Origin of the sequence: Streptomyces sp. CA-250714, assembly GCF_050936705.1 — a bacterium.
Taxonomy (GTDB): domain Bacteria; phylum Actinomycetota; class Actinomycetes; order Streptomycetales; family Streptomycetaceae; genus Streptomyces.
Map to the genome: position 1 here is coordinate 1 of NZ_JBNJMI010000005.1, position 21,479 is coordinate 21,479.

Annotated in this window: 26 protein-coding genes; 2 read left to right on the forward strand and 24 right to left on the reverse strand. The window is 70.4% G+C overall.

The genetic code is table 11. From position 1 onward, the window contains the following. Positions 1-96: 96 nt before the first annotated feature. The 4 genes from ACQEU8_RS36480 to ACQEU8_RS36495 form a co-directional block, all read right to left on the reverse strand. On the reverse strand, positions 97-1,239 hold the full coding sequence (locus tag ACQEU8_RS36480; RefSeq protein ID WP_433102008.1) for a methyltransferase domain-containing protein: 1,143 nt from the start codon (positions 1,237-1,239) through the stop codon (positions 97-99). After that, on the reverse strand, positions 1,236-2,135 hold the full coding sequence (locus ACQEU8_RS36485) for a radical SAM protein (protein WP_433102010.1): 900 nt from the start codon (positions 2,133-2,135) through the stop codon (positions 1,236-1,238). Before ACQEU8_RS36485 ends, ACQEU8_RS36480 begins: the two co-directional genes overlap by 4 nt. Before the next feature lie 292 nt (positions 2,136-2,427). Continuing rightward, positions 2,428-2,655, reverse strand: coding sequence for a hypothetical protein (locus ACQEU8_RS36490; RefSeq protein WP_433102012.1), 228 nt, complete (start codon positions 2,653-2,655; stop codon positions 2,428-2,430). Next, on the reverse strand, positions 2,652-2,876 hold the full coding sequence (locus ACQEU8_RS36495; protein WP_433102014.1) for a hypothetical protein: 225 nt from the start codon (positions 2,874-2,876) through the stop codon (positions 2,652-2,654). Before ACQEU8_RS36495 ends, ACQEU8_RS36490 begins: the two co-directional genes overlap by 4 nt. Before the next feature lie 270 nt (positions 2,877-3,146). Between ACQEU8_RS36495 and ACQEU8_RS36500 the strand changes: the two genes are divergently transcribed. Beyond that, positions 3,147-4,019, forward strand: coding sequence for a helix-turn-helix domain-containing protein (locus ACQEU8_RS36500; protein WP_433102016.1), 873 nt, complete (start codon positions 3,147-3,149; stop codon positions 4,017-4,019). After that, the gene (locus ACQEU8_RS36505; RefSeq protein ID WP_433102018.1) at positions 4,012-4,218 is read left to right on the forward strand and encodes a DUF397 domain-containing protein; all 207 of its coding nucleotides are present in this window, start codon (positions 4,012-4,014) and stop codon (positions 4,216-4,218) included. Before ACQEU8_RS36500 ends, ACQEU8_RS36505 begins: the two co-directional genes overlap by 8 nt. A 60-nt stretch (positions 4,219-4,278) precedes the next feature. Here the strand turns inward: ACQEU8_RS36505 and ACQEU8_RS36510 are convergent, their stop codons facing one another. From ACQEU8_RS36510 to ACQEU8_RS36605, 20 genes are all read right to left on the reverse strand, one after another. After that, positions 4,279-4,668 carry a GntR family transcriptional regulator gene (locus tag ACQEU8_RS36510; protein ID WP_433102020.1) on the reverse strand — a complete coding sequence of 130 codons (390 nt, stop codon included), beginning with the start codon at positions 4,666-4,668 and terminating at the stop codon, positions 4,279-4,281. A 38-nt stretch (positions 4,669-4,706) separates the two neighbouring features. Next, the gene (locus ACQEU8_RS36515) at positions 4,707-4,967 is read right to left on the reverse strand and encodes a hypothetical protein (protein WP_433102022.1); all 261 of its coding nucleotides are present in this window, start codon (positions 4,965-4,967) and stop codon (positions 4,707-4,709) included. Then, positions 4,964-5,200 carry a hypothetical protein gene (locus ACQEU8_RS36520; RefSeq protein ID WP_433102024.1) on the reverse strand — a complete coding sequence of 79 codons (237 nt, stop codon included), beginning with the start codon at positions 5,198-5,200 and terminating at the stop codon, positions 4,964-4,966. The genes ACQEU8_RS36515 and ACQEU8_RS36520 overlap by 4 nt, the downstream gene beginning before the upstream one ends. Positions 5,201-5,203: 3 nt before the next feature. Beyond that, positions 5,204-6,088: a glycoside hydrolase family 25 protein gene (locus ACQEU8_RS36525; protein WP_433102026.1), complete on the reverse strand. Its 885-nt coding sequence runs from the start codon at positions 6,086-6,088 to the stop codon at positions 5,204-5,206. A 68-nt stretch (positions 6,089-6,156) separates the two neighbouring features. Continuing rightward, positions 6,157-8,511, reverse strand: coding sequence for a right-handed parallel beta-helix repeat-containing protein (locus ACQEU8_RS36530; RefSeq protein WP_433102028.1), 2,355 nt, complete (start codon positions 8,509-8,511; stop codon positions 6,157-6,159). 11 nt (positions 8,512-8,522) lie between these two features. After that, the gene (locus tag ACQEU8_RS36535) at positions 8,523-9,269 is read right to left on the reverse strand and encodes a hypothetical protein (protein WP_433102030.1); all 747 of its coding nucleotides are present in this window, start codon (positions 9,267-9,269) and stop codon (positions 8,523-8,525) included. After that, positions 9,269-10,375: a hypothetical protein gene (locus ACQEU8_RS36540; protein WP_433102032.1), complete on the reverse strand. Its 1,107-nt coding sequence runs from the start codon at positions 10,373-10,375 to the stop codon at positions 9,269-9,271. Before ACQEU8_RS36540 ends, ACQEU8_RS36535 begins: the two co-directional genes overlap by 1 nt. Positions 10,376-10,390: 15 nt before the next feature. Further along, the gene (locus tag ACQEU8_RS36545; RefSeq protein ID WP_433102034.1) at positions 10,391-11,374 is read right to left on the reverse strand and encodes a hypothetical protein; all 984 of its coding nucleotides are present in this window, start codon (positions 11,372-11,374) and stop codon (positions 10,391-10,393) included. Between the two features lie 13 nt (positions 11,375-11,387). Next, complete coding sequence (locus ACQEU8_RS36550; protein WP_433102036.1) at positions 11,388-12,260, reverse strand: phage distal tail protein; 873 nt, start codon at positions 12,258-12,260, stop codon at positions 11,388-11,390. Between the two features lie 2 nt (positions 12,261-12,262). Then, positions 12,263-14,494, reverse strand: a complete 2,232-nt coding sequence (locus ACQEU8_RS36555; protein WP_433102038.1) for a phage tail protein — start codon at positions 14,492-14,494, stop codon at positions 12,263-12,265. A 251-nt stretch (positions 14,495-14,745) separates the two neighbouring features. Further along, the gene (locus ACQEU8_RS36560; protein ID WP_433102040.1) at positions 14,746-15,210 is read right to left on the reverse strand and encodes a hypothetical protein; all 465 of its coding nucleotides are present in this window, start codon (positions 15,208-15,210) and stop codon (positions 14,746-14,748) included. Beyond that, positions 15,207-15,746, reverse strand: a complete 540-nt coding sequence (locus tag ACQEU8_RS36565) for a phage tail tube protein (RefSeq protein ID WP_433102042.1) — start codon at positions 15,744-15,746, stop codon at positions 15,207-15,209. Before ACQEU8_RS36565 ends, ACQEU8_RS36560 begins: the two co-directional genes overlap by 4 nt. Positions 15,747-15,760: 14 nt before the next feature. Then, a complete protein-coding gene (locus ACQEU8_RS36570; protein WP_433102044.1) occupies positions 15,761-16,180 on the reverse strand; it encodes a minor capsid protein in 420 nt (139 codons plus the stop codon). Next, positions 16,173-16,523 (reverse strand): hypothetical protein, encoded by a 351-nt coding sequence (locus ACQEU8_RS36575; RefSeq protein WP_433102046.1) that lies wholly within the window; start codon positions 16,521-16,523, stop codon positions 16,173-16,175. Before ACQEU8_RS36575 ends, ACQEU8_RS36570 begins: the two co-directional genes overlap by 8 nt. Next, positions 16,520-16,834 carry a hypothetical protein gene (locus tag ACQEU8_RS36580; protein ID WP_433102048.1) on the reverse strand — a complete coding sequence of 105 codons (315 nt, stop codon included), beginning with the start codon at positions 16,832-16,834 and terminating at the stop codon, positions 16,520-16,522. Before ACQEU8_RS36580 ends, ACQEU8_RS36575 begins: the two co-directional genes overlap by 4 nt. Then, the gene (locus ACQEU8_RS36585) at positions 16,831-17,220 is read right to left on the reverse strand and encodes a hypothetical protein (protein ID WP_433102050.1); all 390 of its coding nucleotides are present in this window, start codon (positions 17,218-17,220) and stop codon (positions 16,831-16,833) included. Before ACQEU8_RS36585 ends, ACQEU8_RS36580 begins: the two co-directional genes overlap by 4 nt. Before the next feature lie 122 nt (positions 17,221-17,342). Further along, a complete protein-coding gene (locus ACQEU8_RS36590; RefSeq protein ID WP_433102052.1) occupies positions 17,343-18,194 on the reverse strand; it encodes a N4-gp56 family major capsid protein in 852 nt (283 codons plus the stop codon). A 66-nt stretch (positions 18,195-18,260) separates the two neighbouring features. Then, positions 18,261-18,953 (reverse strand): hypothetical protein, encoded by a 693-nt coding sequence (locus tag ACQEU8_RS36595; RefSeq protein WP_433102054.1) that lies wholly within the window; start codon positions 18,951-18,953, stop codon positions 18,261-18,263. Positions 18,954-19,059: 106 nt separating this feature from the next. Beyond that, the gene (locus ACQEU8_RS36600) at positions 19,060-19,230 is read right to left on the reverse strand and encodes an Rmf/CrpP fold protein (protein ID WP_382930531.1); all 171 of its coding nucleotides are present in this window, start codon (positions 19,228-19,230) and stop codon (positions 19,060-19,062) included. Between the two features lie 5 nt (positions 19,231-19,235). Further along, a complete protein-coding gene (locus ACQEU8_RS36605) occupies positions 19,236-21,443 on the reverse strand; it encodes a phage minor capsid protein (RefSeq protein ID WP_433102056.1) in 2,208 nt (735 codons plus the stop codon). Positions 21,444-21,479 lie beyond the last annotated feature (36 nt).

Sequence of the window (21,479 nt, forward strand, 5' to 3'; positions counted from 1 at the left end):
ATGTGGAGCAGAGTGCGCAAAGCACTCAGCGGGTGACCTGCGGAAATGGGAGCGCCCCCGACGGTTGGTCGTCGGGGGCGCTCGCTGCTTCTGCTGTCAGGTCAGTGTGACGTGCCACTTCCCGCGAGCGAGGAACGTAGCGCCGTCCGGGCGGATGAACACGCGGGCGCCACGCACCGGCAGCTCGCCTTCGTTGAGCCAGTAGGTGCGGCACTCGTCGAGCGCATCCCACAGCCGCCGCGGCCCGCCTTGGTGGACGGTAGGCCGATCGCTGCCGATCGCGGTTGCGCGAGCCCAGGAGCCGTCAGCGTGCGCCATGAGCGCCGTGCGCTGGTCGCCGTCCTCGCGGTACTCGTGCGCGATCCCAGGGACGGTCAGCTCCAGCATGGATGCGAGGTCCCAGGCGTCGACGACGCTGACGACCGGGTACGGGCCTCGGCTCACGTCGTCGCCGTCGTGCACGGCGGCCTTGTTGAGCAGGGCTCGCGCGTCGTCGGAGTAGCCGCCGCTGCTGTGGCGTGTGGGCATGAACCCGGCCCGGTCCCACTCCACGCGACCTGTGGCGCCCCCATCGGCGGTCTTCTCGGCCGTGATGATCAGCGACGTGCCCGCGAGCGTGGTTACGAGCCGGCCGCCGAGGCACAGCGCCCGTAGCCACGCGGAGGGGATCGGGCGCACACCGACCGTGGCGACCACTCGATCGATCGATCCGGCCTCCACGGGCAGCGGGCCGGTAGCGTCAGCCTCGATCAGTGCAGGTTCGAGGCCGATACTTGCGAGCCGGTCGCGCGCGGCCTTGATCAGATACGCGTCCACATCGACGCTCGTTACCTGCTCAGGGGAGAGGCGGCGGGCGAGTAGCGCGGTCCCGTATCCGCTGCCTGTGCCCACGTCGAGCACGTTGTCGCAGTCCTCAATCTGGGCGTGCTGGAACATGCGCACCAGCAGCGAGGGCAGCGTCGCCGACGAGGTGGGGGCGCCGTACGGGCGGTCGACGGTGGTTGCGCGGTCGGCATGCCGCCCCTCGACGCTGGTCACGAGGGAGATATCTCGGTAGGCGGCAGCCTGCCACGCCTCTGGGTCGGTGGGCCCGTCGTGCAGTTCCCAGCCGTCGACGCCGCGGTCCCACCATCGGGGCACGAACTGGTGCCGGGGCACTGTGGCGACGGGGTGGGCCCATCGCGAGGCGCGGTGGGTGACGTGGTCTGCGAGAGCTTCCGCAGGTGTCTTCCAGTTCACGCGGTGACTCCGAGCGTGAGAGCGGGGCGCATTGCCCCTCCGATGCTGTCGTAGGCGGGGGGACACGCCTCTGTGTTGGCCGGGTCGCAGTCCCCGGAGTCATCCGGTGGGCAGCCGTCGGCGCGGGGTAGGGGAACCTCCGCGGATAGGTCTGCCCAACGTGCGCTGTGCAGAATCTCGGCGAGGCGCTGCTCGCGGACGTTGCCGGCGACCATGAATCGGGACAGGATGCAGCCGGACACATCGCCGTCGGGGGAGACGCTGACGCGCTGCCGGAAGCATCGCCCGCACAGCTCGCCGACGGCGGGTTCGGTGGCTGCCTGCTCGGCGGCGCGGCCGACTTTCCGAGTGCGGTCGATCTGGATGCGCTGCACGCCGAGGTGGCGCAGCTCGGCGGCGGCCTGGTCGACGCGCTGCCTGTCGATGACCTCGACGATTCCGGCTCGCATGGGGATGCCGCGCCGCACTGCCTCGGCGATATTGGCCCGGATGCGGTCGAGGCTGCCGCGGGTGCGCGTGATGGTGTCGTGCTGCTCGGGGTCGTCGGTGTAGAACGACGTTGCCAGGCACACCGCTTGGCGCTCGAACCGGTCCCACAACGAGGGCCGAATGTGAGTGAGGTTCGAGTACACCTCGATGCCGAGCTCGGCGTCGGCGGCGTAGTCGATGAGCTGGGGCAGATAGGGGTTCAGGGTGGGTTCACCGCCGATGAACTGCACCATCGGGATACCAAGCTCGGCGATGTCTGAGATGACTCGCTGCCAGTCGTCGCGGGTCATGCTGCCCTGCGGCGTGCGGGGGCTGCTGCTGGTGCAGCAGTGCAGGCACGCCGCGTTGCAGGTTCCTGTGATCTCCAGCTCAACGGACCGGATACCGGCGAGCGCTGTTTCGGGCATGCGCGTTCCCTTCGTCGGTGTGGATGTGCGGTGCGACCCTCACCCGTCGGTCGCCTGGGTGGTGCGATGGTGTGCCCCCGGCCGGCGGCGGTTTACGTCAGGAACCCGCCGTCGGCCGGAGGCTGCCCGCCCGTGCCGGGCACGCTGGGGTGTCTCTCCGGCGCGGGCGGGAGTCAGGAGGGGCCGCGAAGGGCGGCAGCGATGACGAAGCCGGTGCCGAAACCGATCGCGAGCAGTAGGAAGGGTCCGGCGATTCCGCAGGTGGTCATGACGCGGTGGCGAAGTGTGTGCATCACAGGGTGTGCTCCTTTCGCTCGTTCCACAGGCGCGTGACCTCCGCCGCGAGCTCTGGCGGAGCGTGGCGGGTGTTGGCGTACTGGCTCGCGTGGAAGAGGCACATGCGCAGGCCGTGCGGCGGTCCCGAGCCGCGTTCGATGACCGCCACTTGCACGGTGTCGTCGCGGTCGGCCTCGCAGTAGGCGCACCAGCCGCGCAGGGCGCTCAGCGCGGCACGTCTCACCGTCGGGCCCCCTCGGCGCGGTCGCGCGTCGCGCCGTTGGCGGCGATGCCGGCCGCGTGGCGCTCGGCCTCCGTGGCAAGTCGTGCGGCGCTGGGCGGGCAGTCCCATTCGGTGCCGCCGCATGGTCGGCGCAGTAGGAGGTAGGGCCCGTTGTTGCCCATGACGCGGCCGAGCTCGCCTTTGCGCCGGTCGATGACGTACGCGCCGATGCGGTAGCTCATAGAGGTACCTCTTCGTGTCGTTCGAGATCACGGCGGTGGGCCGTGGTCGAAATTGACCGCCCGCGGCGTGCGTCAACGCCCGTACTGACGAGACGAGTTGTGGCGCCGGGGTTCCCTCAGCTTCCGCCTGCGAGCGAGAATCTGCAAGCTTTCATTTGAAGAATTCGCGCCGGATTCTCGAATGAGTGAGATGCATTGCGAATGTGGATCGGCAATGCTTTCATTTTGAGTGCCAGAGATGCCTCATTATGAGGCGAGGGAGGGGTAACGGTGGCGGAGCGCCCGACCGGCTCGACGGTCCCTAGACGGCAACTAGGGCGATACCTACGTGAACTGCGCAACCAAGCACGTCTAACAGCAAAGGCGGCAGCGAAAGCTCTCGAATGGTCCGACGCGAAGCTCTGGCGGATCGAGACCGGGCAAACCTCGCTCCGTAGTCTCGACGCAGAGGCCATGTGCCGGATCTATGGCGCCTCGCCAGACATGACAGAGGCACTGATGGGGCTGGCCAAGGAGACCAAAGCGCGCGGGTGGTGGCACAGCTACGGCGACGTGATCCCCGAGCGATTCGACATCTTCATCGGTCTGGAAGAGGCAGCGTCCCGCATCGACTGGTACGAGACAGATCTCGTGCCGGGACTGCTGCAAACCGAGGCGTACGCACGGGAGATCATCAGTGCGGCGCATGAAGACGAGGAGGAGGTGGAGCAGCGAGTCCAACTACGGATCGCCCGACAAGGGCTGTTGACCCGTACGACAGAACCTCCAACGCTGCGCGTAGCGCTCAATGAAGCAGTTCTACGGCACTCGGTGGGTGGCAGCGCGGTCATGGGAGGCCAGCTACAGCACATGGCCGAACTGTCCACGCTAGCCAATGTCAAGCTGCGTGTCATCCCCTTCAGCGCGGGGCTGCATCAGGGCGTACTCTCAGGGCAGTTCGGCGTCCTACGCTTCCCCGCTTACGGCGAGCGGGAGCCGGAGCCGCCGACGGTCTACGCCGACGGATACACCGGAGACCTCTACCTCGATAAGCCGGCCGAAGTCGCACGCTACGACGCAGCGTTCGCGAACATCTGGGAATCAGCACTCACGGAGGAGGCATCGCGACGCCTTCTCGTCGAGATGGCAGGGAGTCATGAATAGGACGTGTGAACCGACCCGCGACGAGTGGGTCAAGTCCAGCTACAGCAATGCGAACAGCGCGTGTGTCGAGCTACGCATCAGCCGGTCGACGGTCGGCATGCGGGACAGCAAGCAGCAGGGCGGCCCTGTGCTCACTGTCGGGGCTGCTGCGATGCGTGCGTTTCTAGGGGCTGTCGCCGACGGCCAGCTCGGCCGGTAGCCCAACGACAGAAGCCCCCCGCCCCGGCAGCGCGCCGGGACGGGGGGCGTTCCACTGCGCCTACGGTTCGAGTGTGTCGCGGATACGGGCGGCCACCTCGGCATGCCCTTCCGCCTCCAGCTCGGCGGCGAGGTCGAGCGCACGGCGTACCGTCGCCTCGGCCTGCTCGGCACGGTCGGCCTCCCGCGTGGCCATCTCCCACGCGACGGACCGCTCGCGGCGTAGCGCGGTGATCTCCGGATCGCGTACGAACATGCCGCGCCCCGCGATGACCGTTACCGCGTCAGCGGCGCGCAGCTCGGCGAGTCCAGCCCGGACGGTGGGCCGTGTGACGCCGAACTCGTCGGCGAGGGCGTCCTCGGACGGGAGCGCTGTACCGGGCGGGTACGTGCCGTCGGCGATACGGGCCCTGATGGTGCTCTCAATGGCGCGGTACTTCGGCGTTGTCACAGGAGCAGGATGCCACGCCACTCGGGCCGAGGGGGCGGTCACTGTGCGGCCGTATACAGGGACACGAGCAGGCCAGCGATGGCGACGAGCGCGGCCACGCTCGGCAGCGGCCACCGGGACCGCTCCAACTGACTGAGTCGCTGCTCGTGATCCTTGAGCGCTTCGTCTGTCTGGTCGCTGCGCTGCACCAGCAGCGCGAGGGCGCCGTCGGTCTTCGCGAACCCGACCTCGACCGACCGCCGTAGTCGTTCGAGCTCAAGGGTGACCGCGGCAGGGTCGGACGGGGTCGGAGCGGTCATCGGGTGCTGTCGCCTCCCTGCTCGACGATGCCGAGGCCGACGCGGTCGAGCAGCTGCTCGACGGACGGCAAGGCCATCACGCGGGACAGGCCGCCCGCGACGGCGAGCGCGCCGGCCACCCACGGCAGAGACTCGGGGATGCCGGACGCGTCGACGATGGCAGGCATCGCGACGGCGAACGCCACCACACCCTGAATGACGGTGCGCACGGTGCGCTTCGCGGCGTCGGTCATGAGTCAGTCCTCCGGGGTCGTGAGTTTGCGGCCGAGTCTGTCGAGCGCGGTCTGGGCGCCAGCCTCGGCCGCGGCGCGGATCTCGGCCGCCGTGAGTCCACCGCCGCCGAGGGCGTCGGCGAGCTTTTCGATCGTGGCGGCCTGTGCGCCGAGCTGGGCGAGAATCGCGGTGCTGTTGTCGGCAGCGATGTGCGCGTACGCGTAGCCGGACCCGAGCGCGGTACGGACGGAAATCTCGCCGTCCTGCAAACCGACCTGCTCGGGGAATGCCTTGGGTACCCACTCGTTGAGCTCTACGGCGTCATCGAGCTTCATCTCGTCGTCCTCCTGGTGCTGGGCGCCGCCTGCCCACGCACGCAGCGCGGCACGGTCGGCGAACTGGCCGATGTTGGTGTCGATGGGGTTGCTTGTGTACTGGTGGAACAGCCATTTCGCGCGCACGCTCGGCGATCCGGGGCGGCCGTTGTACTGGGCAATCCACAGCGCGTCACCCGCGTTGCTGGTGGTGTCGCGGCGCGTCCAGTAGTCGACGTTGCAGTACAGGCCGACTCGGTGAGTGCCGCCGCGGAGCCGCTTGACCTCGGCGAGGAAGCGGTCTTTGTCCGCGCAGCTCACGCGCGGGTCTTCCCAGTCGGCCCACAGCGGATCGCCCTCAACGCTGGCGGCCTGCTCGACGAAGTACCGCGCTTGCGCGGTCATCGAGCCGGGGCGCAAGAAGTGATAGAAGCCCACAACGAGGCCCGCGTCGCGGGCCCGCTGCGCCTGCGCTCGCATCTTGGGGTTCGTGTAGCTGGTGCCCTCGGTGGCCTTGACGAACACGAAGTCGAGGCCGCGGGTGCTGTAGGTGCTCGACTGGTACGAAGCCACGTCGACGCCCTTGACGGTCATGTGTGGGTGCCTCCTGGGCATGAAAAAGCGCCCGGCGCGGTGCGCGGGGCGTGCGAGGTGCGGTGGGGTCAGTGCTCGTCGTCGTACGGCGACAGAACGGGCGAGGTGGTGTCGTCGCCGATGTCTGCGGCGGCCTCGCCCTTGACGCGGTTGCCCCAGCGGCGCACGCCCGAGACCGTGCTCGTGATGCTGATGGCGAAGACCGCGAGCGGGCTCGCCGGGCCCTTGGTGTACGAGTTGCCAGTCAGCGTCAGTCGGTTGATGCCGGACGTACAGCGGAAGCCGTAGCCGCTACCACCGGTACCGGCGCCCGTGACGGAGTTGTTCGACACGACGATGTTCGCGCCTCGCAGTGCATGAATGCCGTTGACCGCGCACGACGTGATCAGGTTCCCGTCGAGCAGCATGTCGGTGCCGTTGTCACACGAGATTCCCGATCCGCCAGTGTTATCGACCCGGTTCGAGGCGACAACGCCGTCGGCGATCCACTCTTGCGAGATCCCCGTGTTGCCGATGGACGACAGCACGTTGCCAGTCACGGCGTACCGGGATACGTACTCCAGCCTGACGCCGTTCTCACTCCCGCCGCTGCCGTCGATGGTGTTGCCGGTGATCGCGAGGCTGTACCAGCGGCCGGAATCCTCGCCCTGCACATAGACGGGCTCGCTGTAGCTGCCACCGTCCGTGAACACGTTGTCGGCGATCACCAGACCGGTGGAGGGTTGCGACGACCCGCGGTCGACCCCGTCGGCGTCGGTGCGGTCGGCGGTCTTGCTGCTGTCGAGCGTGCGCGCCCACACACCGCCGCCGCACTGCGTGAAGGTGTTGCCGGTGATCGTCGACTCTTCCCAGATGTACGGCTTCACCGCGTACTGCGAGCACTGCTCGAACGTGTTGTTGGTGACCTTGATGCGGCGATGCCAGCGGCCCCAGGTCGCCGAGTGCGAGCCGACACCCGACGGCCACGCCACCGTGCCCGCCGTGCCGGACGGGCCGACGTAGCAGTCACGCATGACGAGGTCTTCCGTCGGCGTCGAGTCGTACGGGCCGAAGCCACCGAAGACGGACGCGCGGAACGCGCCGTCGACCTGTACCGCCTCGGAGAACGACCGGCCCCCGGTGTCGACGTAGCCGCGGAACGAGCAGCCAGAGACGGTCGCGCCCTTCGTGCTGTTGAGCTCGATCGCGTGATAGCCGGCCACGTCCCGGATCTCCAGATCCCGGATGGTCACATTGCGGGCGTGGCCGATGCTGATGCACATGTCCGGGTCGGTCGGGAACGCGGGTGCCTGCATGTCCCACAGCCCACCCTCGATGATCAGGTCACCGTGCCCGGAGTACCCGCCGTACGCCTGGCTGGCGTCCCCGTTGAGGAGAAACGTTTCCGGGGCGCCCCGCAGGAACGACGCGCCCGGGGCGAGCGTGAGCCGCGTACGGCGGTAGATGCGCAGTGGCAGCGTGGCGCACCGGTACGTGCCGGGCGGGACGATGATCCAGCCGCCGCCCCCGTCGCGCGCGGCATCGAGGGCGGCCTGGAGCGCGGGGGCGTCGTCGGTCGTACCGTCGCCCGTGGCGCCGTACTCGGGCGCGGTCGGGTCGATGACGGGCAGTTCGGCAGTCCCCAGCGGCGGAAGCTGCGCGGCGGGCACTTTCCCGCCCGTGTCGAGCTCGGCGACGCCGGACGGGGCGCCCTTCTCCGAGACAGCGACGGCGCCCACATCGGCGGCGCTGTAGGTCGGCCGCTGCGCGGCGGGGAGTACGCCCGCGTCGTCGAGCTGAGCGACCCCGCCCGGTGAGCCCGGGGCGGTGTCCGGCACGGCGCCCACGTCGGCCGCGTCGAGGATGATGTCGGGCCCCAGATCACCATTCACGGAGTTGACCGAACCGTCGCCCGGGTCACCCTTGGGCCCCTGCGGGCCGACCGGTCCGGGCTCACCCTGCGGCCCAGCCGGGCCGACGGGACCCTCGGGCCCAGCCGGGCCGATGAGCGAGTCGAGCCACTGCACGGGCGTGCCGACGAAACCCTCGGCGACGGCGATCTCGTATGCCGAGGCGCCGCGGACGTAGTTCGGATTCGCGGGGTCGGTCGGGGCCACGTCGGCGAGGTCGACCTCCGGGTCGTTGAGGGGGAGCAGGAGAGAGTACGAGCGGTTACTCGCCACGCCTGCGAGTGCTTCCGTCACGGTGTACGACCAGCCGACCGGGTCCATACCGGGGGCGTCCGTGGCAGGCAGCACCACGGCAATCGCGCCGGATGCGTCGAGCTGGGCCTCGACCGGCCCGTCGAGCATTACGTCGGCTGCTCCGAAGGTGAGCAGCGCGGGGGCCCGGAAGATCACCCGACCCTTGAGCGGGGTGCCGTCCGGCCGCAGGTAGCGGGCGGTGACTCGGACTGTGGGGATGGACTCGGGCAGCGTGGCCAAGGGGGTGCTCCTTACGGGGCGGGGATGGTGGGCGCTTCGTCAGCGCTGAAGGTGTTGCGGGTGAACGCTGCGATCACGTCGGTTTCGACGCTGCCGGCACCCTTGGTGCGGTGGTCGATTCGCCAGTTCACGTAATCGAGGTAGTCGAGACCGTCGAGCGGATACGTGATCGTCCGCGAGGTCGAGGTGTCTGCGGCGGCGTCGTACTCGGCGAGTACGCGTTCGACGCCGCCGGGCAGGGTCATCACGACGCGCACTTGCCCGCCGCCCGCGCCCGCGTAGGTGATCAGCCGCAGGTATGCGACGGCGTTGTGCACGGGCCCAGCACCGCGCCAGCCGATCAGATAGCCGGCGGAGCTAGTGACTTGGGCGCTCGTGGGGTACAGCGGGACGGGCATCCAAGGGCGGCCGAGCCAGCGGTCGGCGTACGCGTCGTCGGAGACGATGATGCGTCCGTCGCGGCTGAACATGCGGATCATCTGGCCGGATGCCTGGCTCTCGTCGCCTACGGTCAGTGCGCGCGAGCCGTCCTCGCGGCCGAGACCGATGCCCCAATCGCCCTCCGCTGTCTGTCCGACGACGAACGTGCGCACGTCGTCGGGGGTCTGTGCGACGAGTTGCCCGCCGCGGCCGATCACCACATCGCCACCGAGTACGGAGTCGAGTGCGGGCCGGATCTGTGACCGACCGCGCAGCGTGCGCACCTCGCGTTCGAGCTTGGCGAGACGGTCGAGGATGTCGCGAGGGACGTGCGCCATCACGGCACCTCCAGATACAGGCGTGCCGTCTCGGGGCGGCCACGCGCGGGCGGGGAGACGGACATGCCGACGACACGGAACCGTTCGTCGAGCGGTCGGGGGTGCCACAGATCGCGGATTCGGACGCGCACGGTCGCGCCGATCAGCGCGGGGCTGACCAGCCCACCGAGAAGTACCTCGATCTCGGGTATCTCGACGGGGCGGCGTGCGGCGGCAAGGTCGGCGCGTGCGTGCCCGTCGAGTACGTCCTGGCGCTCAACCGTGCTGTAGTCACTGGTGCCGTCGAGCCGCGGCCACCCGTTCGCGAGGTCATCCTCGGCGGTCAACAGTGGCGAGGTGAGTGGCGCCGAGTCCTCTGTCTGGTTGCGGTTGATGGACGCGCCGCGTGACTGCCAGGCGGTAGCCATCTCGGTGGCGTCGGACGGCCACGAGTACGACACGATCGGCCCGGGGTGGTCGAGCACCGCATCGGCCGCGCCCGTTCGCAGCGTCGGGTGCCCGAGCTGGAGCCGCCGCGCCCGGGTGCGGTCATCGCGTCGATACGAAGCAATGCGCCACTCGAACCCCTGCTCTGCCTCGGCGAGCTGGTCGAGCAGGTCACCGATGCTGTGCAGGTCGTACCGGCTGTACTCGCGGTCACGCAGCACACCAGATAGACCCGGGTCGGCCTCGATACCGAGGTCACCCCCGGGCGTCGCCTGCACGTAGGCGAGCAAGTCGCGCACGATGTCGAACTGATCGCGGGCGGTCGCGGCGTAGTCGTCGACCAGCAACCGGCGGTAGAGGTAGGACTCCCAGCCGCCAGCTTGAATCTCCGCGCCGAGATTCCCGCGGTCGTCCATCCCAGGTTTACGGGTCCACAGGATGCCGCCCCACCAGATATCCGGGCCACGCTCGACCCACAGACCGGTGCGGCCCGGGGTGAGCGCCCGGCGCGCTCGCTGCGCAACCTCAGCGTTCGGAGTGGGCACAACGCCGCGCAAGCTCCCGGTTTTGCCGATGTAGTCGTCAAGGGCGAGGCCCTGTACGGGAAGAGAGTCGACGAGCCGGTCGGTCAGCAGGTCCGTAAGTAGCACGCGGTAGGTCGTTGAGGGGGTCGGGATCACGGCACCCCCTCGGGATCACTGCACGTAGGTGGCGCTGATGCGGAGGTTGTGACCCTTTTCGAGGACGATGCCGGGCGACCACGTCCGCAACGTGACCTGTCCGTCGGGATCGCACCGTGCGCTGCCGTCGCCGTAGCCGTCCGTCGCCACCGCCTCGTAGGCGAACAGCGGCGCCCAACCGTCAGGCAGGGAGCCGACGAACGAGTCGGGCAGGTTGGAGGAGTCGGACAGGTTGCCGCCCGTGCGGGACAGGTACACCGACCACGTCACCGTGCCGTTCCGGCGCCGGGCGTTGAACGTGTTCACTGACCAACCGGTGCCCGCCAGAAACCCGGTGGTGACGGACTCGGCGGGGATCTCCGGCGGCCGGTACGGGCGCCACGCGTCGCCCGCAGCGTCCCACCGCTCCAGCACCCCGCCACGGTCGCGGTACGCGCCGTCGTACGCGCCCTCGTCGTCCGTGGCACCGCGGGGGACGATGCCACCCATGCCCACGGTGTACCGGCGCCGGTCCGTGAGCGCGCTCGCCCAGTCGACACCGCCCGTCGAGGCCGCCGCGCCCGCGCGCACCCGCACGTCCCACAGCGGCAGCGACGCGGGCGGCAGCGCGGGCGGTGTCGGGGCGCCCGCGGGCTCCCCCTGCACCAGCTCGACCACGGCCGCCGTCTGTCCCTCGGTGTCGTACATACCGTCGAGCACGCGCACGATCACGGTGTCGATGCGGTCGAGGGCGTCGCCGGGGGCGATGTCGACCAGCTCGGGCGCGTCGATGACGACCGGGTACGGGCCCTGCGCGGCGGTGCCCTGCACCACGGCGCGGCCGACGCCGATCTGTAGCGTCATCGCGCCGGCCGGGGCGGCGAGCAGCGGTGCCCCGCCCGGGATGACGCCGCCACGGCTGGTGAGCTCGCCCTCGGGCGTCACCGTGCCGACGGGGGCTACGCGGGTGTCCTCGCGGGTCTGCCCCTGGGGCAGCAGCCATGCAGCGCGCACGGTCATGCGGTCGTACTCCTTACCAGAAGGCCGAGCGGTACCGGACGGTCACGGACGCGCCGGGGGTGCCGGTCGCGCGCAGGACGAGAGCCGTCTCGCCGGGGGGAAAGGTGAATGTCTGCTCGGGCACCGAGCGCGCCGTCGCGGCGTACAGTCGCGAGGCGGTGCCGTTGAGGGTGGCCGTGCCCGCGAGGGTGTCGACGACGAGCAGGTCATCGGCTCCGAGCGGGAGGTCGTATTCGAGGGTGTCGCCGTTGCCGATGTTCGTCAGCGCGGGCCGGTCCATCGGCCCCCGGAACTCGATCACGGGGTGCGTGGCGGCGTCGCCGCGGTTGTGGACGGTCATCGTGCCGGACTCGCCGGGCTGTCCGAAGTCCAGCGGCCACACCAGCGGCCAGCCGAGGCCCGGTTCGCGCGCGGGCAGTCCAGCGCTCGCGGTCTGCTCGGCCAGCGCGTACCGACGCGGGTCTGTCGCCTCGAACTCGATCGCGGCTCCCGTGATGGTGCCAACGCGGTACCCGAGTCCGGCCGGGATCGCGCGCCGCACTGCGCGCGCGTAGGAGAGCAGCGGCCCCCGCTCATCCAGCCACACGATGAGCGGCAGTTCGTCGACGACGGGCACCGTGCTGCGGTTGAGCGCGGCGACCGCGGCGCCGATGGTTGCCCGCGGGGCGCGCACGGTCAGCCCGTCGAGGCCGATCGTGCGCGCCTGCGCGAGCAGGGTTCCCGGAATCGCGCCGTGCGCATCCGGGCGTGAGACGGTGCCCGAGTCGAGCGCGGGCAGTTCCTCCCATCCGGTGATCTGCCGCCACCGGTACGGGGTGCCGGGGCCGAGCAGCAGCTCGCCGTACTGCACGTGCCCCGGGCGGGTCACCAGATCGCCGAGCGCCACGGTCACCCCCTTGCCTTCGCGAGCCAGGCGAGCGCGCGGGCGTTGTCGTCGGGTGAACCGTGCTCGGCGGCGTGCCAGTGTTCGACCGCGACCAGCGGCCCGCCAGCTCCAGCCACGCCGAGGGAACCGGCTGCCCCGAAGGGGCCGGCTCCCGCGAGCGCGGGCGAGAGCTGGGGGACAGGGGGCGGAGTAACGAGGGTGCGCATGGTGCGCGCGACCGCTCCCGCCCCGCCCTCGATGCCCTGCACGATGCCCGCCGGAATCCAGCGGCCGATGTCGCGCGCCATGACGCGGCTCGGGGAGGAGATCCCGAGCGCCTTTGCGACCGGACCCGGGATCATGTTCTTCGCGAAGCTCATGAGCTTGCTCTTGAGCCAGCCGCCCATGGACTTCACGCCGCGCAACAAGCCGCGCACAACGTCCTTGCCCTTGCCGACCAACAGGTCTTTCAGGTTGCCGACGGCGCGGGCGAGTTTGCCGGGAAGATCATTCGCCCACGCGATCGCGTCTCGGCCCTTCTGAACCAGGCCATCCTTGAACTTCCGCATGGCTTCGACCGCTCGGTCGCGGAGCTTCCCGGCGAGCGGGCGCACCGCGTCGAACGCGCGTCCCGGCAGCCCTGTGAGCCAGCGGACAGCCGCAGCGATGCCCTTGCCGACGAGGGAGGCGAGTTTCGACGCGGCCTTGCCGACCAGCTCGGCCGCGTTCCCGGCCGCCTGCTTGGCCAGTTGCCATGCCTTGCTGAAGTCGCCATGCAGCAGCGCGACGATGGCCTCGATGGCCGGTACGACCACATCGGTTACCGCAGCAGCGAGGCCACCCGAGAGCGTTCCGGCCAGCTTCCCGATCAGCTCGATCAGCGGCTCGATGATCGGCATGAGTGCGTTCAGGGCGCCGATCAGCAGCTCGCCGACGGCAACGATCAGCGGGGCCAGTGCGACCAGCAGTTCGGCGAAGGTTTGGCCGAGTGTGGCCAGGGACGGTGAGAGCGCGACGATCAGGTCTGCCAGGATCGGCAGGATCGTTTCGGCAAGATCAGCGAGCACCGTAGCTATCGGCTCGATCACGCTCGGCAGTACGGACAGCACTGGTTCGAGGGCGTCCGCGAGTGCGGCTACGAGCAGCATGACCACCGGGGCGGCGGCCTCGATGATCGTCTTTACCGCGTTAATGATCGGAATCAGGGCGGGCAGGACAGAGGCGGCCAATTTGCCTATAACAGGCAAGACCGGCGAAAGGGCATCAATTAGGACACCGAACGCGTCCGCGGCGGCGTCCAGGACTGGGCCCAGCTCCTCAACGATCGGCATCAGCGCTTCGCCGAGCCTGCCGACCAGTCGCGCCAGCGGCGGCCCGAGCTTCGCCAGCGCCGGACCCAGCGCACCGGCCAAGCTCGCCACCAGCGGCCCCAGGGCTGAGACGAGCGCCGAGAGAACCGGCCCGCCCGCCTCAGCGAGTACCCCGACAAGCTGACCGACGGCGGGCAGGATGTCGCCTACCGCGCCGAGTAGGCCGCCCAGACCCTCAGCGGCGCCACCGGCGCCCGCGGCTACGCCCTCGAAGAAGCCGCCGACACCATCACCGACCGCGGCGAGCCCGGTAGACAGGGCATCGATCACCGGCCGGGCGGCCTCGACCGCGGTGACGAGCCCAGGCATGGCGCCCTTGGCGAGGCCGCCGATCCCATCGACGAGCGGTTCGATCAGCGGGGCGACGCCCTCGAAGAGCTGCCCAATCTGCGGGGCGAGGTCGTCGAAGATCCCCTGTAGCTGTCCAGCCGCCGCGACGAAGGGTTTCACCAGCGGCTTTGCGAGCTCGGCCGTCTGCTCCTTGACGTGCTCGGCCATGTCGCCGAACGCGTCTTTGACCTGCTCGTTCTCCTTGAGCGCCAGGGCGCCCAAACCGACGACAGCGAGCGGCACAGCGGCGAGCGCGCCCGCAGCCACCACCGCTGAGGCCGACAGTGCGAGGGCGGCCGTCTTTGTGGTGCCAAGCAGCGGCCCGATGCCCGCGAGACTGCGCTCTGCCCGCTCCGCTCCGCCCCCGATGCCGTCGCCGAGCGAGGCGCCCATGTCGGCGCCGGCCGCGGCGAACCTGCCGCGTAGGTCCCGCAGTCGGCCGTCGGCGTCCCGCTGGAGCCCTGCGAGGTCGGCCTCGGTCCGGGCCACGCCACGGCGGGCGCCGGAGTCGTCGAGGTCGATGAAGCCGACGAGTTCGCCGATGGTGAGGGCCATTGGGCACCCCCCATCGGCGCCCGTCGGGGCGCGCTATTCAGTTGTGGTTGTTGATCATTGCCCGGTCAGCCGGGCGATTTCGACGGGGTCCGTCACCGTGCGGGGCGTGCGTGCCCATGCCTGCGCGAACCTGCTCTCGGCGGGTAGACCGCCGAGCAGCACCAGCAGCCGGCGCGTTGAGACCGTGGCGAGCTGTTGTGGGGTGGTTCCGTACTCGCGGGCGAGGTCAGCCTCGACCGCCGCCCAGTTGGTCAGGACCGCGCGCCAGAAGTCGGCCGCTTCGCCGTGCTCTTCTTCGGGCGCGCCTTGGCTTTTCCCTTCGCGGCGTCACGCCGCTGCCGTTCGGCGTCAGCCTCGGCGACGGTCATGGAACCGGGCTTGCGGATGTTCTCGGTCGCCCACAGCAGCAGCGTCCCGAACTGTGGGTCGTCCATACCATGTGCGACGAACGTGTCGAGCGCGTCACGGCCGAACAGGTAACCGACCAGCGTGCGCACGTCCTCGGGGTTCTTGGATGCCTGCAACCGCTGCACCAGGAGGGCGAACATGCCGCCGAGCTCGCGGGGGAGCCGCCACTCGCGCCCGTATAGGCGGAACGGCATGCCGGTGCGCACGGGCTCGGGCTGCTCGGCGAAGAACGCGTCAAAGTCCGCGAACTGCTCGGGCGACTCGTCCGGCTCGGCCTGCTCGTTGTCGAGCTGGTCGTCGGTTGTCACTTGGTGCCGCCCTTCGTGTCAGCCGCGGCGAGCGTCTTGTCGCCCTGCGTATCGGTCGCGGCCAGTGTGGTGAACCCGGCCGGGACGGTGACGGCGGCAGATGTGGGCGCACCACAGCGGGTGAACGTAGCCGCCCAACTTGTCTTGTCGTTGGTCTCGCCGCCGGCCTCGCCCGGCGTGACGGTGCACTCCCACACCGCCCACGTCGTTTGCGAGGTGTGCCGGTAGCGCATCCGGCCGCGCGACTCCTCGCCGAGCCGGTACGCCCACACGTCGTCGATGTACGCCTGCCCGGGGTCCTGCGTTCCGGACGTGGCCGCGTACAACCCTTCGAGAGACAGCGTGGCGCCACGCTGCATCACGTCCTGCTCATAGTGCCCCTCGCTGTCGAACGTCGTGGTGTCGGCCGTCTCCTCGTTCTCACCCGGGTTGACGTTCCAGCTCTTGAGCTTGCCGATACGCAGCCACGTGTCGGGGGCCGCGTGATCCTCGACCTCGAAAATCCAGCCGCGGGCGTCGATGGGCCTGCCTGCCATGGGCGCCCCTCCTTTCAGATTCGGTGCTTGGTGGGGGCCGACACGCTGATGTCGTAGTTGCAGACGTGTTCGTGTCGGCCGGATGAGTCCGGGCCCATGGGGGCGGGGGTGCCGCGCGCGGCGGCGAGGATGAGCCACGTGCCGTCGGGCAGCTCGACGCCCGCCAATCCGTGCAGCTCGCTGTAAATCGCCTCGGCGCGGCGGCGGGACACACGCGGGTCGGGCCCCCCGCGGGTGCGCACCTGCAACCTGCGGTCGTCGAAGTCGTTGCGGGCGTCCTGCTCGCCACCGTCGTACAGCCACAGCGCGACCGCCTCGGCCGGTTCCGGGGGCATGGTCTCGACGAACAGGTCGCCGCTCGTGCCGGTTGGGTCGTAGATGCCGTGGCCGGTGGCAGCCAGATAGCGGGCGAGCCCGTCGAGCAGGTCAGCCACGGAGCGACCTCCGCAACTGCGCGGCGATGATCTGCGCGACCGCCGCGGCCTCTTCCGTCAACGGCCCTTCGAGGTACTTCGCCGTGCGCCCCGCGTCGTGCCGCCATGTCAACTCTTCGTGTTGGCGGACGGCATACACGGTGTCGTACGACACGGCGGCCGTGAGCTGCTGCTCGTCGACGGTGGCAACGCCGGAGCGTTCGAGGGTGGCCTCTTCGATCGGGACGCGGGCCCGCGAGACGGTGAGGACATGTTCGGCGCCCAGGCGCAGGCCGCGGAGGGCGCCGGCGCGGGTGCCGCGTAGTGCGGCGTCGCCGTTCCAGCGCAGACGCGTGCGCATCATTCCGCGCTCACCTCCACTGATTCGGGCACCGGGAGTCCTGGCGCGGTGTGGTGCGCGACGTTCAGCGCCCGCGTGATCCGGCCGGACGGCAGGGTGATGCGCGACTCGGCCGGGCAGTCGAGATCCGGCTCGGCGATGATCTGTGCCGTGCTGGTGACTTCGCGGCCTTCCTTGTCCCGAACGGTCTTGACGGTTTCGGCGACCAGGGCGCGCACCGCGACCGCGGGCCCGTACGTGGGCCCGTACGCGGAGTCGCCGCGGTACGGCTCGACCGTGATGCGGTGGCGCAGCAGCCAGCCGGGGACGTTCACCAGATCACCCCCGGCAGCAGTCCGGCGCGGCGCAGCGCGCGGTGCGCGCGCGGGGCGAGGCCGACATCGCCCGCGGCTGTCGGTCCGTCCTTGCGGCCGGACAGGGATACGGGCCCGATGCTGACCGAGTCCCACCGGCCGGCCGCGCCGGTGCCGTCGTCACCGGTCGCCAGTTGGTACTCGACCTGTGCACACGTGGCGTCGGCAAGGGCCTGCACTGTGTCGGGGTGCGTCGGCATGCCCGCGGCGTCCGTGGCGTACAGGGCGGCGAGTAGGGCGTCGTCGACATCCTCGGACGCGCGGGCGAGCAGTCGTTCGGCGCCGGGCGGGGCCGGTTGGCCGGTCCACGCGCTGAGCTGTTCGGGGGTGGCGTAGACGCGGCCCACAGGTCACCCCCTCGGCTTGCGCGGGCGCCCCGTGGCCTTCCTGTCCGACGGGGCGCTCGCAGACTTGGACGCGTCGTCCGACGTGGTGTCGGACGCGCCGTGGTGGTAGCGGCGGAGCATCATCACGCGGCCCCAGTGGCGAGCGTGCCGACGCAGACGCCCTTGTCGTCGAGCCGCTTCACCGCGTAGTGCATGTTCGTCGTGATCACGTTGGTGCGCTTGAGAATGTCGCGGTCGTGCTCGACGATCGGCCGCCGCTTGTAGAGCAGGCCGAGGCTGTTCTGCTTGAGCAGCAGGAACGTTCCTGCGGTAACGCGGTCGGTCACGATGACCGGCATACCGGCGATGGCGCCGATCGTGCCCGTGGTGACCGGGATCGAGGTCCCCAGCTTGGCGGCGTCGGTGAACTGCGCGTCGTCCCACACCTGCGTGCGCTGCGCGGAGTTGATGAACAGTCCGGCGAACTCGGACGGGTCGAACTCGTCACCGAACAGGGCGGCGGCGTGGTTGATCACGCCCCATGAAAGGGCGGTCTCGGTGGCGGTGTACCGGTAGGGGTTGCCGCCGCCCTGGGCGGTCTCGTCGGCCGCAGCCTGCCCGATGAGGTCCGCGTCGACCTTCCGGGCGGCGAGGATGCCGAACTGCCGCTGCGCCTCCGACCGGGGGTCGCCGAGCGCGTTCAGCATGGCGTTGTCGCTGATCTCGACGGCCTTGCCGGCCTCCTTGATGGTGGCCTTGCTGCTGGTCTGCCCCATGACGGCGGTGGACATGGCGACGGCCTCGGTCAGCTCGTCGAGCTCGCCGAGCGCCCCCCACTTGGGGAAGTTGATGCTGTCGCCGGGCTGGCCGACGAGCGTGCTGTCGACCATGACGGCGGACGAGCCACCGACGCGCACGGCGCCGGCGAACTTCGCCTGCGCCATGTCGGCCCACACCTCGGGAACGATCAGGTTCGCGGCCTTGGTCTCGGCCATGACGGGTGCTCCTTCTCTCCGGCGCGGTGCCGGGCGGTTGGGGATGCCCGGCGGTGGGCGCCGGGGTCAGGAACCGGCCAGGCGCCGGTATGTGTCGGGGTCGGACTGGTACAGCTCGGCACGCTGGGCGTAGTCCATGGCGGCGAACTGCTGGGCGGTGACCCCCTGCGACGGGGGCCCGGAGAACTCGGCACCGGAGCGCGGCGGCCCTGCGGGCTGCTGGACGGCGAGCTTCGGATTCGCTGTCACCGCGGCCTCGACCGCGGCCTTAACGGCGGCGGTGTCGGTCGGGTCGAGCTCGGCGACAGCGGCGGCGAATGATCGGCTGTCGAGCAGCGCATCGGGGTCGCCCCCGGCCTCCCGCGCGGTGCGGTAGACGGCGAGCTCGACGGCGGTCTGTCGGGCCTGTTCCTGCGCGGCAGTGAGCTGCTGCGTCAGTTCCTCCGGGGTGGCCTGCTCTCCGGCCTTGGACGGGTCGAGGATGCCGAGCAGCTGCTGTGTGAGCTCGGCGCGTGCGTCGTCGGCAGCTTTCTGCTTCGCCGTGACGCGGGTCTTACCGGCCTCTTTGCGGGCGTCAGCGAGCTCGGTCTCAAGCCGTGCGATCTGCGCGGCGGTGTCCTCGCCCTGCTGCTGTCCCTCCCCGGTTGGCGGTGCCGCGGGCGGGGTCGGCTTCGGCGCGGTGCCGGTCGGGTCCTGCCCGCCCTCGCCTGCCGGTGCGCCCTGCTGCTGGCCGCCGGGGGTGCCGTTGTCGTCGCTCATGGGGTGCCCTCCTGGGGCTGGTGGGCCCGCTCCTGGCGGGCGTGTGGTCATAGCAGTGAGGGCCCGCACCTGGCGGGCCCTCGGGGTCGTGCTGTCAGGGGTGGTACTACTCGGCGCGGTCGCGCGTGGCGAGCGGCCGGGTCTCGGCGTAGCCGCGAATCCATGCGGTGCGCAGCAGGGAGTCACGGGGGTGTGGGCAGGCGGTCGGGCGGTCGCCGCGGCGGCCTGCCTCTCGGCCGGCGGTCACGGCCCGGACGATGTCCTCACGCGTACCCATCGGCGCTACCTCCGCTGCTGGTGTTCGGCCTCATTCTGCCGAGCCCGCTCGGCGGCTGCCGACCGTATGCCGGTGGCCTGCTCGATGAACTCGGCCTGCGTCATACGGCCGTGCTCAGCCCACCATGCCTTGAGTTCGTCGGACGCGCGCGCGTAGGCGATGCGCGCGGGACCGCTGAACAGACTGATCGGGTCGACGCCAGCCATCTCGGCGCGCTTGTTCAGCAGGTAGCCGCGGCAATCTTCCTCGGCCGCGAGGTACTGCGCGTACACGTACTCGTCGTACAGCTCCCGCGCCTCACGGCGCGTGATACGCCGCTCCTCCTGCTCGTCGTCGGACGTGTCCGACGCGTCATGCGTTGTGCTGTCGGACGTGGACGGCTCGGCGTCGGACGCCCACGCACCCCACTCATCCGGGCCGGGCGCGGGCGCCATGACTTCGGCGAGTGCGTCACGGTTGGCGAGCAGGTCGGCGACCGCGTCGGACGTGTCCGACGGGGCCGGGAGCGGCACGCCGTCGCGGCGGTCCATCTCGGCGGCGATGCGGGCGAGCTCGTCGGCGGTGGCGTACTGCATACACCATGCGAGCTCATCGTCGGACACGTCGACCAGCTCGGCGAGCAGGTGTCCGCCGGGAAACAACCGGGCGAGGGCGTCGCGTCGGGCGGCCTCGGCGGCGAGCAGCGCCAGCGTTGCCGGGTCGGCGTTGCGGGCGCGGGCGGCCAGCTGCGCGTCGGACAGTCCGACCAGTTCGGGCCGGACGCCGGGGAGGCTGGCGGCGCGGTCGCGCTGGTCCATCTCCGTCATGACGCGCAACGCGTCGGCGTCGGACAGGTGCCCGTACGCGCGGGCGAGCTCTTCGTCGCTGAGCGCGGCGAGGTCACCGTCGGCCAGGGCGGCGCGGGTGCGGGCGAGCAGTTCCTCGCGGTCGCGTCGGTCGGACTCGGCCTCGACGCGGGCGAGGGCCCGCTCGTCGAGCAGGTTCGAGCGTGCTGCGGCGGCGAGCTGGTCGTCGCTCATTTCCCGCGCGCTCTGCTCGTCGCCCGACCACAAGCGGGCGGCTTCGACCTGCTCGGCCGTGGCTTCGGTTCGCTTCGGCGGGAGGTTCGAGGCGCCGGGCTGCTCGCGGCGCCGCAGGCGGCGCAAGTCGGGGTGCGCGGTGAGGTGGTTGCGCATGGCGCCCTGCCACTGTCTGACCTTCGCCTCGGCGGCCTTCTTCGCTTCCGGGGTGACGGCTGCGGCGGCGCGGCGCTTGTATTTGCGGATGTGCCGCTCGATCTCGCGCTGACGCTGCCCGGCCTCGTAGCCGCTCGGGTCGCTGACGGCCTGCTCGGTGCGCGTGATACCGGGCGCGTACGCGCTCACGCTGTGGCGGCAGTTGGGATGCTGCAAGCCTGCGAGGCGCGCCTCGTCGAGCGCTCCGGCCACCTTCACGGGCACCATGCGCCCGTCCTCGATGGCGTGCTCGACCGTGCGCTTGCCGGTCGGTCCGTTGATGGCCAGTACGCGGCCCTCCCACGGGCGGCAGAGAGGGCACTCGCGCGGCGCGTCCGAGACGATGACCAGGTCGATACCGGCGTCGGACAGGGTCCGCATGTGGGCCTCTGTCGCGGCGCGCGCAACGGACGTACGGACGGCCATTTCCGCGTAGCTGGTGAGCTGCCATCGGCGGCCGGCCTTGTCGACGAACGCCCGGATTCCCTCGTCGGCGAACCGGCGCATGGCGTCCTGTGTGGCCTGTCGACGGGTGCCGGTGCCCAGTAGGGGCGTGGCGGTGACCTCGGCGACGATCGCCCGGAACCGGTCGACGACTGCCCGCAGAATCGAGCGGTGCGTCGAGGTCACCACGTCGACCGCTTCCTGTGCGAGGCGGTCGACGGCCTGAGCGTTCGGGGTCACGTCGTCGACCAGGGCGCGGGCGTCGTCGGACAGGGCGCCCAGTTCGGCGACCGCGGCGCGGTGCCCCGTGTTGTACGCCTCGGCGACCACGTCGAAAACCTCAAGGGTCACGGCCTTGCCCAGTTCATCGACCACGCCCTGTGAGGCGCGGCGCAGCTGGGCAATGGCGGCGAGCTTGCGCTCGGCCCACCCTGGGGCGTCGAGGCCGGCGGCGAGCTGCCGAGCGATGATGCCGAGTAGGCGTTCCTCGGCCCCGGCGTACAGGTCGCGCGTGCCGGCGGCGAGGTCTTCGACCATGCCGGGGTGAATGGGCATCTGTCACCCCCTCGCGTGATGATGGGGCCATGGCCT